Source organism: Hyphobacterium vulgare, assembly GCF_042643335.1.
Lineage (GTDB): Bacteria > Pseudomonadota > Alphaproteobacteria > Caulobacterales > Maricaulaceae > Hyphobacterium > Hyphobacterium vulgare.
In genome coordinates this window covers 207,871-222,966 of record NZ_JBHRSV010000016.1, presented here as the reverse complement: position 1 = coordinate 222,966, position 15,096 = coordinate 207,871, and the positions used below count along the sequence as shown (strand labels likewise).

The 15,096-nt window shown below is 67.6% G+C and carries 11 protein-coding genes; 3 read left to right on the top strand and 8 right to left on the bottom strand.

Annotated features, from left to right (window positions below):
* Positions 1-137: 137 nt before the first annotated feature.
* The gene (locus tag ACFOOR_RS09265) at positions 138-5,027 is read left to right on the top strand and encodes an NAD-glutamate dehydrogenase (protein WP_343164607.1); all 4,890 of its coding nucleotides are present in this window, start codon (positions 138-140) and stop codon (positions 5,025-5,027) included.
* Positions 5,028-5,031: 4 nt separating this feature from the next.
* On the opposite strand, the gene ACFOOR_RS09260 is transcribed toward ACFOOR_RS09265, so the two are convergent.
* From ACFOOR_RS09260 to ACFOOR_RS09235, 6 genes are all read right to left on the bottom strand, one after another.
* Positions 5,032-5,883: a dienelactone hydrolase family protein gene (locus tag ACFOOR_RS09260; protein ID WP_343164606.1), complete on the bottom strand. Its 852-nt coding sequence runs from the start codon at positions 5,881-5,883 to the stop codon at positions 5,032-5,034.
* A complete protein-coding gene (locus tag ACFOOR_RS09255) occupies positions 5,880-6,737 on the bottom strand; it encodes a dienelactone hydrolase family protein (RefSeq protein WP_343164605.1) in 858 nt (285 codons plus the stop codon). The genes ACFOOR_RS09260 and ACFOOR_RS09255 overlap by 4 nt, the downstream gene beginning before the upstream one ends.
* 5 nt (positions 6,738-6,742) lie before the next feature.
* On the bottom strand, positions 6,743-8,338 hold the full coding sequence (gene purH, locus ACFOOR_RS09250; RefSeq protein ID WP_343164604.1) for a bifunctional phosphoribosylaminoimidazolecarboxamide formyltransferase/IMP cyclohydrolase: 1,596 nt from the start codon (positions 8,336-8,338) through the stop codon (positions 6,743-6,745).
* Between the two features lie 79 nt (positions 8,339-8,417).
* A complete protein-coding gene (locus ACFOOR_RS09245; protein ID WP_343164603.1) occupies positions 8,418-10,172 on the bottom strand; it encodes a heparinase II/III family protein in 1,755 nt (584 codons plus the stop codon).
* 6 nt (positions 10,173-10,178) lie between these two features.
* On the bottom strand, positions 10,179-10,841 hold the full coding sequence (gene rpe, locus ACFOOR_RS09240; protein WP_343164602.1) for a ribulose-phosphate 3-epimerase: 663 nt from the start codon (positions 10,839-10,841) through the stop codon (positions 10,179-10,181).
* Between the two features lie 61 nt (positions 10,842-10,902).
* Positions 10,903-12,204 (bottom strand): RsmB/NOP family class I SAM-dependent RNA methyltransferase, encoded by a 1,302-nt coding sequence (locus ACFOOR_RS09235; RefSeq protein ID WP_343164601.1) that lies wholly within the window; start codon positions 12,202-12,204, stop codon positions 10,903-10,905.
* An 83-nt stretch (positions 12,205-12,287) separates the two neighbouring features.
* Between ACFOOR_RS09235 and ACFOOR_RS09230 the strand changes: the two genes are divergently transcribed.
* On the top strand, positions 12,288-12,485 hold the full coding sequence (locus ACFOOR_RS09230) for a DUF1674 domain-containing protein (RefSeq protein ID WP_343164600.1): 198 nt from the start codon (positions 12,288-12,290) through the stop codon (positions 12,483-12,485).
* Positions 12,486-12,568: 83 nt separating this feature from the next.
* Positions 12,569-13,639, top strand: coding sequence for a hypothetical protein (locus ACFOOR_RS09225; protein ID WP_343164599.1), 1,071 nt, complete (start codon positions 12,569-12,571; stop codon positions 13,637-13,639).
* 89 nt (positions 13,640-13,728) lie between these two features.
* Here the strand turns inward: ACFOOR_RS09225 and pyrF are convergent, their stop codons facing one another.
* Both pyrF and ACFOOR_RS09215 read right to left on the bottom strand, forming a co-directional pair.
* A complete protein-coding gene (pyrF, locus tag ACFOOR_RS09220; RefSeq protein ID WP_343164598.1) occupies positions 13,729-14,424 on the bottom strand; it encodes an orotidine-5'-phosphate decarboxylase in 696 nt (231 codons plus the stop codon).
* Between the two features lie 12 nt (positions 14,425-14,436).
* The gene (locus tag ACFOOR_RS09215; RefSeq protein WP_343164597.1) at positions 14,437-15,063 is read right to left on the bottom strand and encodes a LysE family translocator; all 627 of its coding nucleotides are present in this window, start codon (positions 15,061-15,063) and stop codon (positions 14,437-14,439) included.
* Positions 15,064-15,096 lie beyond the last annotated feature (33 nt).

Sequence of the window (15,096 nt, the reverse complement as noted above, 5' to 3'; positions counted from 1 at the left end):
CCTCCTTGCAAGCCGGTTCGGAATGGGAAACTAGCGGGCTGAGCAAATGTGTCTAATCCGCCGACCGCACGGCTTGCGCGCGGCGTCAGGCGGGCTAGGCTCGCAGCAAATCAGACCCGCAGGCAAAGGGGCACTCAATGACTGCTGTCGTGGGCGTGGCGCACGCCTTCACCAGGGCCGCCTTCAGCAAGGCCGCCAAGGCCCGATGGACATCCGTCTTCAGTGCCGACGCCTATACCGGCCGGGTCCGATCCTATCTCGACCAGATTTACGAGGACGCGCTGGCGGAGGATCTCGAAGGCATCTCCGCCGCCGATCTGTCGGCGCAGGTCGCTGAATTCTACCGCTGGGGCCAGACCCGCAAGCCGGGCGAAATCATCGTCCGCGTGCGCGCCTCGGATGAAGGCGGGCAGCCCGACATCGCGCGCGACATCGTCGAAATCTGCGGTCCGGACCGTCCCTTCCTGGTCGATTCGGTGATGGGGGAGATCGGCGCCCAGGGCCTCGACGTGCTGGCGATGTTCCACCCGATCCTCGACCCCGTGCGCAAGGGCGGCCGCCCGGAATCGCTGATTCAGGTGCATATCGAGGCATTGGACGCCGAGCGCCGCAGGGAATTGCAGTCCGACCTGACCGACACGCTTCGCGATGTCGAACTGGCCACGGACGACTGGGCCGACATGCGCGCGTCGATGGATATGGCGATCGCTCATGTCGAGAACGCCAACACGCCGGCCACATTCGAGGAAAAGGCCGAAACGCTGGAATTCCTGCGCTGGCTGCGGGATGATCATTTCGCCTTCCTGGGCTGCCGTGTCTACGAATTCCAGATGGACAAGGACGGCCGGATCGCTGACCGCCAGCCGAACATCCAGGCCAATTCCGGGCGCGGCATTCTGCGCGACCCCGATCGCCAGGTGCTGCGCCAGGGATCGGAGCCGGCGCTGCTGACCCCGGCAATCGAAAGCTTTCTGAACGAGCCTTCGCCGATCATCGTCGCCAAGGCGAACATCAAGTCGCGCGTCCATCGCCGCGTCTACATGGATTATATCGGGGTGAAACGGTATCGCGAGGACGGCACGGTATTCGGCGAGGCCCGTTTCGTCGGCCTGTTCACCGCCGACGCCTATGACCGCATGGCGCGCGATGTGCCGCTGATCCGGCGCAAGGTGCGCCGCGTCCTGGAGCGCGCCGACCGCGTGCCGGGCACGCACAGCGAAAAGAAGCTGCGCAACATCGTGGAGAATTATCCGCGCGACGAGCTGTTCCAGACCGAGGAGGACGATCTCCTGCAGCTCAGCCTCGGCATTCTCCACCTCTATGACCGGCCGCGGACCAAGCTGTTCATCCGGCGCGACCGGTTCGACCGCTTCGTGTCGGTCCTGCTCTTCGTGCCGCGCGACCGCTACAATTCGAAAGTTCGCGAACTCGCCGGCGAGCTGATCCGCAAGGCGTTCGGCGGCCGCCTGTCGGCCTATTACCCGCAATTCGGTGACGGCCCGCTGGCCCGCGTTCACTTCATCATCGGTCTCGATCCCTTCGATCATCCCGAACCGGACGCCATGGAGCTGGAACGCGCGGTCGCGAACCTGGCGCGCACCTGGGACGACGATTTCGAATCGTTCGCCCGCCGCCGCCTGACCGAGGCGCTGCGCGACCGGATCGGCGCGTATGAGGGCGCATTCTCGGCCGGCTATCGCGAACGGTTCACGCCGGACGAGGCGATCGAGGACCTGATCAAGATCGAAAGTCTGGGCGCGGCAGCGCCGCTTGCCGCGCGCGTCTATCGCAGTTCACGCGATGGCGAGCACGGCCTCAGGCTGAAACTCTACCGCGCCGGAGAGGCCGTGCCGCTCACCGACATCATGCCGGTGCTGGAGAATATGGGCCTCGTCGTGCTGCAGGAGTCCGGCTACGAAGTCGAGCGCGACCATGGCGAGGCGCCGATCGCCTTCGTCCATGACTTCGAGATGCGCTTTCATGGCGGCTCGGGCCGCAGCTGGGACGAGTTCGCCCCGGCCTTCGAGGACGCCCTGCTCGCCATTCTGGCAAACCGGGCGGAGAATGACGGCTTCAACAAGCTCATTCTCCAGCTCGGCGTGTCCTGGCGCGAGGCGGCCTTCCTGCGGACCTGTGCACGCTACCGCCAGCAGACCGGTCTCGACCCGTCGCAGGCGATCCAGGAAGAGGCGCTCGCCGCCAACCCGGATATCGCCCAGGGCCTGCTCGACCTGGCGCGGATCAAGTTCGACCCTTCGACCGGCCAGGACCGGGAGAACCGACGCGGCGCGGCCGAAGCCAAGGCCGAAGACCTCCGCGGCAGGCTGGAAGCGGTGGCCAGCCTCGATCATGACCGGGTGCTGCGCCGGCTCCTGCGGCTGATCGAATCCACGCTGCGCACGAATTATTACCAGACCGGCGCGGACGGGCTGCCCAAGGCGCATATCGCGATCAAGATCGCCAGCCGCGAAGTCGAGGAATTGCCGCTGCCGAAGCCCTATCGCGAAATCTTCGTGTGGGCGCCGAATGTCGAAGGCGTGCATATCCGCTTCGGTCCGGTGGCGCGCGGCGGTCTGAGATGGTCGGACCGGCGCGACGATTTCCGGACGGAGGTGCTGGGCCTGGTGAAGGCGCAGCAGGTGAAGAATGCCGTCATCGTGCCTGTCGGCTCGAAAGGCGGCTTCTATCCCAAGCAATTGCCCAGATCGGGGTCGCGTGAAGAGTGGCTGGCGGAAGGCCAGAATGCCTACCGCACCTTCATCCGCGGCCTGCTCGACATCACCGACAACATCGTCGACGACACGGTTGCACCGCCGGAGGACACGATCCGCTGGGACGACGACGATCCCTATCTCGTGGTCGCTGCCGACAAGGGAACGGCGACCTTCTCCGATATCGCCAACGGCGTGGCGACGCAGGAATACGATTTCTGGCTGGGCGATGCCTTCGCATCCGGCGGCTCGGCGGGATACGACCACAAGAAGATGGGCATTACCGCGCGCGGTGCGTGGGAGTCGGTGAAGCGCCATTTCCGCGAGCTCGGCAAGGACATCCAGAACGAAGCCTTCTCGGTCATCGGCGTCGGCGACATGTCCGGCGACGTGTTCGGCAATGGCATGCTGTTGTCCAAGAAGATCTCGCTGGTGGCGGCGTTCGACCACCGGGATATCTTCATCGACCCGAATCCGGCCGATCTCGAGGCCTGCTGGGCCGAACGTCAGCGCCTGTTCGACCTGCCGCGTTCGAGCTGGCAGGACTATGACAAGTCACTGATTTCCAAGGGCGGCGGCGTGTTCCCGCGGGCTTCCAAAGTGATCGCGCTGACCCCGGAAATCCGCACCCTGACCGGGATCGAGGCCGACAAGGCCAGCCCGACCGAACTGATCAGCGCGCTTCTGAAGGCAGAAGCCGAACTCCTGTGGTTCGGGGGAATCGGCACCTATGTGAAGGCAGCCGCCGAGCAGCACTGGGAAGTGGGCGACAAGGCGAATGACGCGCTGCGCGTCAATGCGTCCGACGTCGGCGCGAAAGTCGTCGGCGAAGGCGCCAATCTCGGCTTCACCCAGGCCGCCCGGATCGAGTTCGCGCGCCATGGCGGGCGGGTGAATGCCGATTTCGTGGACAATTCCGCCGGCGTCGACACGTCGGACCACGAGGTCAATATCAAGATCCTGCTCAACCCGCTGATGCGGACCGGCGATCTCAGCCGCGAAAAACGCAACACGCTGCTCGGCAAGATGACGGATTCCGTCGCCGCGCACGTGCTGAAACACAATTACGACCAGACGCTGGCGCTCACCATGGCCGAGAGCGAGGCGATTGCCGACATCGACGCCCATGAACGCCTGATGTCACGGATGGAAGCGCTCGGACGGCTCGACCGCCGGGTCGAAGGACTGCCCACAAGTGCGCAGATCGCCAATCTCAAGGAACAGGGTCAGGGCCTGACGCGGCCCGAGCTTGCCATCCTGATCTCCTACGCCAAGATTTCGCTGTTCGACCAGCTCGTCGCGTCCGACGTGCCGGACGATCCGCATTTCGAGGCGACGCTGAAAGGCTATTTCCCGGAGGACCTCGACCGGTATGAGGACCGGATGCAGGCCCACCGGCTGCGGCGCGAAATCATCGCCACGGTCGTGGCCAACGACATGATCAATCTCGGCGGCCCGACCTTCGTGCACCGCGCGAAGGAATCCACCGGAGCTTCGACCGCAGCGATTGCCCGCGCCTTCGAGGCCGGCCGGCAGATCTTCCGCTTCGCCGAGCTGACCGAACGGATCAATGCGCTGGACAACAAGGCTCCGGCCGAAGTCCAGATTGCCCTGCACCGGGAAATCATCCGCCTGCTTCGCCGTCAGACCTACTGGCTGGCGCGTCGCGGCCGCGGCCGGGAGGCCGATGCACCGGTCTCGATCGATGACGTGATCGCGGCCTACCGCCCCGGTGTCGACGCGCTGCGCGGCCGGGCCGGCGACATCGTGTCCGAGTTCGAACGCAAGCGGGTCCGGCTGCGGGCCAAGGGCTTCGTTTCAGCAGGCGCGCCGAAGGATCTGGCCCACGACATTGCCAGCCTGCGCCCCCTCACCTCGTCGTCCGACGTGGTCGATCTCGCGCTTCGCAAGGACTGGCCGCTGGAATCGGCAGCCTGGGTCTATCACGCGGCGGGTGCGCGGTTCACCTTCGACCGGCTGCGCTCGATGGGCGGCGAAGTGTCGTCCGACCTGCACTGGGACCGCCTTGCGGTGCGCCGCCTGATCGAGGACCTCTATGCCAGCCAGTATACGGTTGCGGCCTCGGCGATGCGTCATGCCCGCGAATCCGGCGGGGCGCTGGCCAAGGGGATCGAAGAGCCCGGCGGCGACTGGGCGCAGGACGTGATCGAGGCGTGGAGCGTGGCCAATGCCGAGGAGGCGGGCCGGGTCGACGCCGCGATCGAGGAGCTGGACACGACCGGCAGCTGGACGCTGTCGAAACTCGCCATTGCCTCGACCCAGCTCAGGGAAATGGCACAGAACGCCGAGCCGTGAGGCGTCAGGCGATGAGCCGGCGTTTCAGGAAGTCCGTGAAGGCCGCCTCGGCGGCCTTCACCTTTTCCGGGTGGAAGACGAGGCCCGAACCCGGCAGGTGATTGTCCTCGTCGAAGCCGTGCGTCACGCCGCTCCAGACCTGCCAGTCGATCTCGGCCCCCGCGGCGCGCTGGCGCTCGAAGACCGCGACGGACTGGGTTTCGTCGCACACCATGTCGCCCTCGACCAGAATGGCTTCGACCGGGACGCCCCGGGCCCAGTTGCGGATCCGCGAGCGGGCGGGAAAGCCCGAATAGGGGTAGAAGACGAGCGCCGCGCGCACGCCGCGCAAGGCCCGGTGCGGCAGGTGAAAGAGATTGGTCGGGGCCTTGCCGTCGGCCACCAGGGTCAGAAGGTCGAGCAGCGTCCAGGCCCCGTGGCTCCAGCCGGCGATGGCGATGCGGCGCGAATCCACGCGCGGGTCGCGGCGGGCGATCTCCAGAGCCGCCAACACATCGCCTGCCCGTTCCGGCGCGCGCAACCGTGCTCCTGTGCAGACCGTCTTCACTGCCGCCTCATAGTCGATACCGCGCAAGGCGAGAGAATCCGGGGCGATGGCGATGACGTTGTTCGCCGCGGCGAGGCGGCCATAGCGTTCGGTCAGGCCGCGCGGTCCGCCGCAACCATGCAGCAGGATGATCGCGGGGAAGGGCCCGGCCCCCTCCGGCCGGTAGATCTCGGTGTGCCGGCGCAGGCGTGCGGCCAGCGCAACCAGCCTGTATTGCGGGTGATCCGAGAGCAGGCCGCGCGCACGAACCAGCAGAAGGATCGCGGCCATCGCCCCGATCAGTGCGATCAGAACGAGGGCGGCGATCATTCGCCTTCGCCGCGCATCGCCGCGACGACCCGGGCACGGGCGCGCTCGGCGGCCTCGGCGTCATGGCGCATGCGCGGATCGAGGGCGGGCGGGTTGGGTTCGTCGAAAGCGTGGGTCAGCCCGTCCCAGGTCTCGATCCTGACCGGCTGACCCTCGGCGATGGCGGCGGCGGACAGTTCGCGGCAGGGCGTCTTGCGGGCGACAAGGTCGTTGCCGGCAAGGATGATGGACAGCGGGCGCCGGGTATCGAGGCCTTCCCGGTCAGTCCGTGAGGGCCAGCCGCACCAGGGGTAGAAGATGATGGCGCGTTCGACGCCGGGAAGCGACGCGGCCGCGCCGTCGAGGGCGGGAATGGCCGCTTCCTGAGCCTCGAATCCGAGCGCATCGAGAATCGTCCAGCCGCCATGGCTCCAGCCGACCAGTGTCAGGCGATCGCCGTCGATGCGCGGATCGGCGCGGGCAAGCTCGACCGCGGCGAAGACATCGGCGGCGCGCTCCTGGCCCCACAGACGGAAACCGCCGCAGACCTGGGTCATGGCGCCGACGCGGCCGATGCCGCGGGCGCCATTGCTGTCGACGATGACCGCGGCATAGCCGGCCGCGTTCAACGCAGCGGCATAGTCCGCCTGCACCTGGCGCACGCCGCCGCAACCGTGAAACAGCAGCGCCGCCGGCACGGGAGCGTCCGCGCCCTCCGGCATGCGGATTTCAGCATGGCGGGCGAGAAAGTCCGCTTGCGCTTCGAGCGGGCGTTGGGCGATCCCGGCGGCGGTGGCATTGGACATGACACCTGCAAGCAGGATGACGGCGAGGAAGACTGCCGTGCCCAGACCGGTGGCGAGCGGGCCGCGCATCCGAATCAGTGGCGGAAGTGGCGCATGCCGGTGAAGACCATGGCGATCCCGGCCTTGTTCGCGGCTGCGATCACCTCATCATCCCGCACCGAACCGCCTGGCTGGATCACCGCCGTGGCCCCGGCCGCGACCGCAGCCTCGAGGCCGTCGGCGAATGGGAAGAAGGCATCGGACGCGCAGACCGAACCCAGCGTCATCGGCGCGTCCCAGCCGTTTTCCTTCGCCGTGTCCTCGGCCTTGCGCACCGCAAGCCGGGCGGCCTCGACGCGGCTGGTCTGGCCCATGCCGATGCCGGCGGACATGCCGCCCTTCGCGTAGACGATGGCGTTGGACTTGGTGTGTTTCACGACCTTCCAGGCGAAGAGCAGGTCGGCGAGTTCGGCTTCGGTCGGTTCGCGTTCGGTCACGGTCCTGAGATCGCCCAGCCCGACCATGCCGCGATCGCGTTCCTGAACCAGAAGCCCGCCGGCGACACTCTTGGCGGTCCAGCTGGCCTGGTCCGGCGTGGGCATGGAGCCGGTCAGCAGAACACGGAGGTTCGCCTTGCCGGACAGGACGTCGAGCGCAGCCTCGCTCGCCGAAGGCGCGATCACGACTTCAAGAAAGATCTTGGTCAGGGCGTTGGCCGTTTCCGCGTCGATCTCGCAGTTGAACGCCACGATGCCGCCAAAGGCCGAAACAGGGTCGGCGGAAAAGGCGCGTTCATAGGCGTCGAGTGCATCCTTGCCGGTGGCGACGCCGCAGGGATTGGCGTGTTTCACGATCACGACGGCCGGACCGGCCGCGGCATCGAACTCGCTCGCCAGTTCGAAGGCGGCATCGGCGTCGGCGAGATTGTTGTAGCTCAGCGCCTTGCCCTGGATCTGCTTCGCGGTGGCCACGCCCGGGCGGGTTTCGCCGCCGGCATAGAAGGCCGCGGCCTGGTGCGGGTTCTCGCCATAGCGCAACGCCTCGATCCGCTTGCCGCCGAACACCCGGTAGGCCGGCGCGGTCTCGCCGATCTCGTTGGCGAACCAGGTCGACACCGCCGCGTCATAGGCCGCGGTGCGGGCATAGGTCTTGGCCGCCAGCCTGCGGCGCAGATCCAGCGTCGTCGCGCCGGAATTGGACTCCATCTCGGCGAGCACGGCGTCGGCGTCGTCATTGTCGGTGCAGACCGCGACGAAGGGATGGTTCTTCGCCGCCGCGCGCAACATGGCCGGGCCGCCGATATCGATATTCTCGATGCATTCGTCGAACGGCGCGTCTTCGGCAACCGTGCGCTCGAAAGGATAGAGATTGACGAAGAGCAGGTCGATTTCAGGGATGCCGTGCGCGGCCATGGACTCGCGGTCGCCGGCGTGATCGCGGCGTCCGAGCAGGCCGCCGTGGACGCGCGGATGCAGCGTCTTCAGCCGTCCATCCATCATCTCGGGAAATTCGGTGACGTCCGAGACATCGCGCGCGGCGATGCCGGCGGCCTTGAGCGTGTTCAGCGTGCCGCCGGTGGAGAGAATCTCGACGCCGGCGGCCTCGAGCTTGCGGGCGCGGTCTTCAAGACCGGACTTGTCGGACAGCGAGATGAGGGCGCGCCGGACGGGAACGAGATCAATCTGGGTCATGGGGCTCGAATTCACAGAAACGGGAGTTATCGGGAGTATCACCAATGCGGGCGAGCGGCCAAGCGTTCCGCCCGCTTGCTCAGCCGGACTTGCCGGCCGCATTGCCGACCCGGCCGAGCCGCTGGAAGGCCCAGCGCACACGATTGGGCGGACGTTCACCGGCACCATAGGGTTCGGCTTCGCCGGAAATCACCAGCTGGGACGTGCGTTTGGGCGGGGCCGATCCGCCCAGCCAGACCGAGCGCTCGATGCGGACAGGCCCGCCATCGGTGCGGAAGCGCCATCCGTCTCCGGTCGGCAGGACCAGCAGGGCGCTCATCGCGTCGCGCGACAGCGAAGCCCGGACGCCGGGATGCAGGTGGAAGCGAATCGCGAAGCGGATGAGCGCCTCGGGGTCATCGGGCGGTCCGTCCTCGACCGGTCGGGAGAGGGCGTCCTCGCCGCGCAGATCGCCGCCATCGGCGGCCAGGAAGATGCGGCGGCGGTGCATCAGGCCGAAAGCCGCGCGGTAGCCGTCATGACTGGCTTCCAGCCACAGGCCGATCTCCTCCTCGGTGCGGCGCGCCGTGACCTGGCCGGGACCGGACAGGAAGCGCGGTCCAAGAATCCGCTGACCGCGTCCTGGCGGCAGGAGGCGGCAGGAGGAAGTTTCTTCCAGCGTCAGCGTCGAATGTGCAGCCGTCGCGCGAACCACCTGGCGCCAGCTGCGGGGCTGGTCGCCGGACCAGCCGCAATTGACGATCAGGCGCCCGCCCGGTGCGGAGAATTCCATCGCGAGTGCGCTGGCATGGGCGCTCGTGCCCAGCGCGCCGCCCGCAGGCTTGCCGGCGTCGAGGATGACCGTCGCGCCGCCGGCCTCGGAGCGCTGGTAACCGGAATGCGGCGCATAGCCGAAGCTGCGCTGGCCGGTCTTCGATCGTGTCAGGGCAATCTCGATTGCCTTGCGATCGCCCGCCCCGCCGCCATGAAAGCAGGCGAGCCCGCCATCATGCATGCGGAAGAAACGCGTGACCGGGGCGATGCGGTCGATGGCCCGGCGAACCGGTTCGGGCAATGTCTGGTTGGCCGCTTCCGCCGCTGCGTCGAGCGTGACCAGATCGATCATGGTGTCGGCGGCCGCCTGCGGCGCCCGGCTGACATGGCCCCCGTCGGCGAAGATCTGGCGTTCGATTTCCCGGATCAGCATGGCGAGGCCCGCCGCCCCGGCGGGGCCGCGATCGCCGAGACAGATTCCCCCGAGGGAGAGTGCCCAGGCCGCTTTCAGGCGCGGGCGTCCATCGCTGGCCATCCCTGCGGTACGCCTGAGATGGCGCAACTGACGGTCGAGCGAGGCAAGACGCTTGCGGCCGGCTTCGCCCGCGAACAGGATGTCGCCGGCCTCGAGCCACTGCGCGATCCGTTCGGGCAGAACGTCCGGCGACCAGGAAAAGCTGTTCCAGCCGCCCAGGGTCCCGATCCAGCTGTCGACCAGCTGGCAGGCTCGGTCCGGCGCGTCGGCGTCGGCGCAGGACAGAAGATCGCGCAGCCAGTGAAAGCCGTGCAGCTGGGCCGCGAATTCGCGCGATGGCAGGGGGCGGGCCCACGGAGACGGGGTCTCGTCGTCTACCGTCAACGTGTCGCCGCAAAACACGAAGCGACCATCGAGAATGGCCGAACCGCGAGCCGTGTCCGGTGTGCGCAGGCGCGGCGGCCGGGTCTCGATGCGCGGCGCGGATTTTCCCGGGACGAGTGCCGCGCGCAGCGGCGGAATCGCATGAAGCGTGTCGGAAAGCTCGCGCCGCATGGACAGCGAAACCGCGTCCGCGACGTCCCGGAACCCGATGCGCCGGACCATGCCGGATCAACCGCCGCGCAGGGCGGCGATATTGCCGGCATAAGCCTCCGGGCCGCCCTTGAAGACGGCGGTGCCGGCGACGAGCGCATGCGCGCCGGCGTCGCGGCATTGCCGGGACGTGTCCGGATTCACGCCGCCATCCACCTCGACAAGCGTGCCGAGACCCATGGCGTCGATCCGCGTGCGCAGGGCGGAAATCTTCCTCAACTGGCTGTCGATGAAACTCTGACCGCCGAATCCCGGATTGACGCTCATCACAAGGATGACATCGAGCTCTTCGAGAACGTAGTCGAGCACGGCTTCCGGCGTTGACGGATTCAGCGCGGCTCCGGCTTTCGCGCCCGTGGCGCGGATCGCCTGAACCGTCCGGTGAAAGTGCGGGCCGGCTTCGGGGTGAGCGGTGATGATGTCGGCACCGGCGTCGCGGAAGGCCTCGATATAGGGGTCCACCGGCGTGATCATCAGGTGCACGTCGAACGGCTTCCTGGTGTGCGGGCGAAGCGCCTTGATGACCGACGGGCCGATGGTGAGATTGGGAACGTAATGCCCGTCCATCACGTCGATATGGATCCAGTCGGCGCCGGCCGCGTCAATCGCGCGGACTTCCTCGCCCAGACGGGCGAAGTCGGCGGAAAGGATCGACGGGGCGATCAGCGCGCTTTTAGCCATGGCCAAGGGGCATAACAGCGTGGATCAGACGGGGCAAGCGGCGGGCGTATCCCCGCCTGCATCACGCTTTCCGGCGGGTCAGCCGGGCAATGAAAAACCCGTCGATTCCATTGCGGTTGGCCCACATGTCGGGGGTCAGGCGAATGCTGCCGTCCTTCCGGACGGCTTCGCGCAGACCGGGCAATTCCTCCGGCTTTACCGGGTCGAGCTTCAAGCCTGGCAGGGCTGCGAGAATCCGCCTCAGCCAGAACTCGCCCTCCTCGGGCTGCAGCGAGCAGGTGCAGACCACCATGCGCCCGCCGGGCTTCAGATTGGCGAAGGCGGCCTTGACCAGATCGTCCTGGATGGCCGCCAGCGATGTCACGTCTTCGGGCGACTTCGCATAGGCGACATCAGGACGGCGCCTGAGTGTTCCGGTCGACGAGCAGGGCGCGTCGACGAGGATGGCATCGAAGGGCTGCGGAGCTTTCCACGTGCGCCCGTCGGCGGCAACGCATTCGGCCTTCAACCCGGTTCGGGCGAGATTCTCCTCGACCCGCTTCAACCGTTTCGGCGAGGCATCAAGCGCCGTCACGATCGCGCCCGTTGCCGCGAGTTGCAGCGTTTTACCGCCCGGGGCCGCGCAGAGATCGAGCACACGCTCGCCCGTCTTAGCGCCTAGCAGGAGTGCCGGCAGGGCCGCACCGGCATCCTGCGCCCACCAGGCCCCTTCGGCATAGCCAGGCAGGGTGGTGATGTCGCCGATTCCGGCCTTGCGCAGCGTGCCGGTCGACAGGACTTTCGCCTCGAGCGTTTCGGCCCATTTTTCCGCATCTGCCGCGACCCTGACGGTCAGGTCGAGCGGCGGATCACGGGTCACGGCCTCGGCGATCGCGGCGGTGCGCTGTATGCCATAGGCCTTCGTCCAGCTTTCCATGAGCCAGCGCGGCAGATTTTCGGTCACGGGAATGCGGTCGGCCGCGGTGCGGCCGGCTGCGGCCACTTTCCGGAGGACGGCATTGACCATGCCGGCCAGGCGTTCGGTCGCCTTGTTCTCCTTGGCGATCGCCACGGACGAGGATACGGCGGCATGGGCCGGGGTGCCGAGCCAGAGCATCTGGGCAGCGCCGACAAGCAGGATGGTCCGCCCCAGCGCGGCATTGTTGGGCAGCGGGCGATTGAGAAAGCGGGCAATCAGCGCCTCGGTCTGGCCGGCGCGGCGCAGCGGCGTCGCGGCCAGTTGGCGCGCAAAAGCGCGGTCGCGCGCCTCCATCACGCGCATTTCGGGCGTGTTGTTCAGCGCGGCATCGAGCGCGCTCCGGCCGGCCATAACGGCATGGACGGCGGCGATCGCCGCGCGCCGGGCTTCCAGTCCTTCACTCATGCCAGTGTTTCTCTCATGGCGGCGGCGTTAGCATGCGCGTGCGCCCTTGGACAGAGAGGCACGCACGGCCTATCTCTTTGCGCATGACGCACACGCCCGAGAATGCCGCCCCCGGAAAGACGCTGAGCCCCGCCGCGATCCGCGCGCTGGAGGAAGCCGAGACACGCCGCAAGGCCGAAACGGAAGCCGCCGATCGGGTCTCCGAGGAGGGCGGGCCGAAGGGGCCGGAACCGACCCGCTATGGCGACTGGGAACGCAAGGGCGTCGCGGTGGATTTCTAACCGCGCCGGAATTAACCCTATCGCCTTCGCCCGCAAAGGGAATCCGCTTCGCGACGGGTTAACGCGCTGTTAACGTCTGGACCATGCGCCAGATCCTCGCCTGTCTCATTGCCCTGATCGCCCTCGCCGCGCCGGCCGCGGCTCAGCCGGGCTATCTCGCCGGCGGACCGGACGGGGATCGTCCGGACTATCGCGGCGGCGGCGGCGACGCCCCGCCCGGAACGATCGAGATCTGGGATGGCGAAAGCTGGCGGCCCTACGCCTATTGCCAGAGCAATCCATGTGGCGGCTACAATGCTGACCGCTATCGCCGCGACGAGCGCCGCAGCACGAATGTGCAGACCTATGCGCATCTCGAAGGCCGCGACTACACCTATGCCGATTGTCCGGCGGGAACCGAGCCAAGCGTTGGCGATGACGGCGAACGCATCTGCCTGCGCCGGTCGGGGCGCGTGACCACGCGAGACGACCTGCCGCGGCACGCACCGCGCTATGAAGAGCGCGGCGGCTATCGCGAGACCTATGACGAACGGCGCTACAGCTATCGCGACGAGGCAAGCTATCGCCATCGCGAGACCTATCGCCCGCCCGCCTCGCCGTGCGAGACCCGCCAGCGGGACTGGAGCGGCTGCTATCAGAGCCGGGAATGGACCGACTATCGGCGGACCGAGTCCCGCGGCGACATCGATCTGCGCGTCTATCCGCGCGAATGGTACGGCCAGGATGGCCGCTACTGGCGCGAGGTCCCCGGATCAGGCGGCCGCTCGGGCTGCGCCTGCGAGGGTTACTCGCGCGACCGGCACTATTCGGAGTGCGGCCACTACGATCACACCACGCATTACGATGGCGGGTACGGCTATTACGACGACGGTCTGGCCTGGTCGTATTTCGGGGCGAGGTCCGGGGCGTATTACGGCACGGCCGGCGGCGGCGGGTACCACCGCGAACTCGTCCTGCCGAGCGCCGGAGCGCGCGCCCGCGCCTTTGCCGGCGCGGGAGCGGGCGCCGGGGCCAGTGCAAACGCCAATGTCAGCGTGAACACGCGGGTGAATACCGGCGTGCATGTCCGCGTGGGTGGCGGCGGAGGCTGGCGCGGCGGCCATGGTGGCGGCGGCTGCCGCTCAGGCTGCGGCCATGGTGGTGGTCACCACTAGTCTGAGGTCTGATGGGGTCCCCATGAGCATGGGGGGCTGAAGCCCGCACCAGGGTTCGGATTCCCGCCTTCGCGGGAATCCCATGGCAGTTAATTGCCCAATGCTTCGGCGATTTCCGCATTGATGGCGTTTGCCGCGGCGACCGGATCGGGCGCTTCCGCGACCGGCCGCCCGACCACGACATAGTCCGCACCCATCCGCATCGCTTCGCCCGGCGTGGCGACGCGTTTCTGGTCGCCTGCGTCTGCGCCGGCGGGCCGTACACCGGGCGTGGCCAGCAAGAAGCCGCGGCCGAACCGCTTGCGGATTTCCACGGCCTCCAGAGGGCTGGCGATGATGCCGTCCATGCCAGCTTCGAGCGCCTGCTCGACGCGCCGGAAGACGAGGTCGCGCGCCGTATAGGCGTAGCCCATCTCGGTCAGCATCGCGTCGTCATAGGCGGTAAGGACCGTCACAGCCATCAGGTTGAGATCCGGGTCGCCGGCCTTGCCCTGCACCGCAGCGCTCATGATGTCGGGTTCGGCGTGGATGGTCAGCATGTCCCCGCCGGCGTCAGCGATCGAGCGCGTCGCCCGCTCGACCGTCTTCGGGATGTCGTGAAGCTTCCAGTCGAGAAAGGTCTTCTTGCCCTTCGCCCTGAGGCGGGCGGAGAGGTCCATCGCGCCGAGGGGAAAGAGCTGGAGGCCCAGCTTGAACCAGGAAACCGCGCCATCAAGGCGCGCGGCGAGCGCTTCGGCATCCGCGAGACGCGGGACGTCGAGGGCAACGATCAATCGGCTGTCCATGAGACGGGCCGTTTACCCCGCATCGCGGGCGATGAGCAAGCGCAAACCGAGTCCGCCGAATGCCGTGGCGGCCACGGCATTGAGTGCGCGCCGCCAGGCCGCCGACCGCTCAAGCCGGGACCGGGCGGCACCGGCCGCCAGAACCACCGTCAGGAGGACCAGATCTCCGATCACGAAGAAGATCCCCGCCAGCGTCAGCATCTGGATCCAGACCGGGCCGATCTCCGCATTGGTGAATTGCGGCAGGAAAGCCATGTAGAAGAGGCCGACCTTCGGGTTGAGCAGATTAGTCAGGAAACCGCGGCGGAAGGCGGGCCACATGCCCTTCGCCGCACGGCCCTCGGGCAAGGCATCCAGCTTGCGGATTGTCTGGATGGCGAGCCAGACGAGATAGGCCCCGCCAACCCAGCGCACGACGGTCAGGGCGTGTTCCGTTGCCGCCAGCATGGCGGAGAGACCGAGGACGGTGGCGAGCGTCCAGCTCGCGGCGCCGAGATTGATCCCGGCCACGGCCATCAGGCCCGCGCGCCAGCCCTTCGAGGCGGTGGTCGCCAGCGTGAAGGCCATGTCGGGGCCGGGCGCGATCGCGAGCGCGAAGGCACCCGCGAAAAAGAGCGGCAGGAGTCCGAGGTCGAGCATTTCTGCAGGAGCGCATGCGCGGCGGATTCGGGC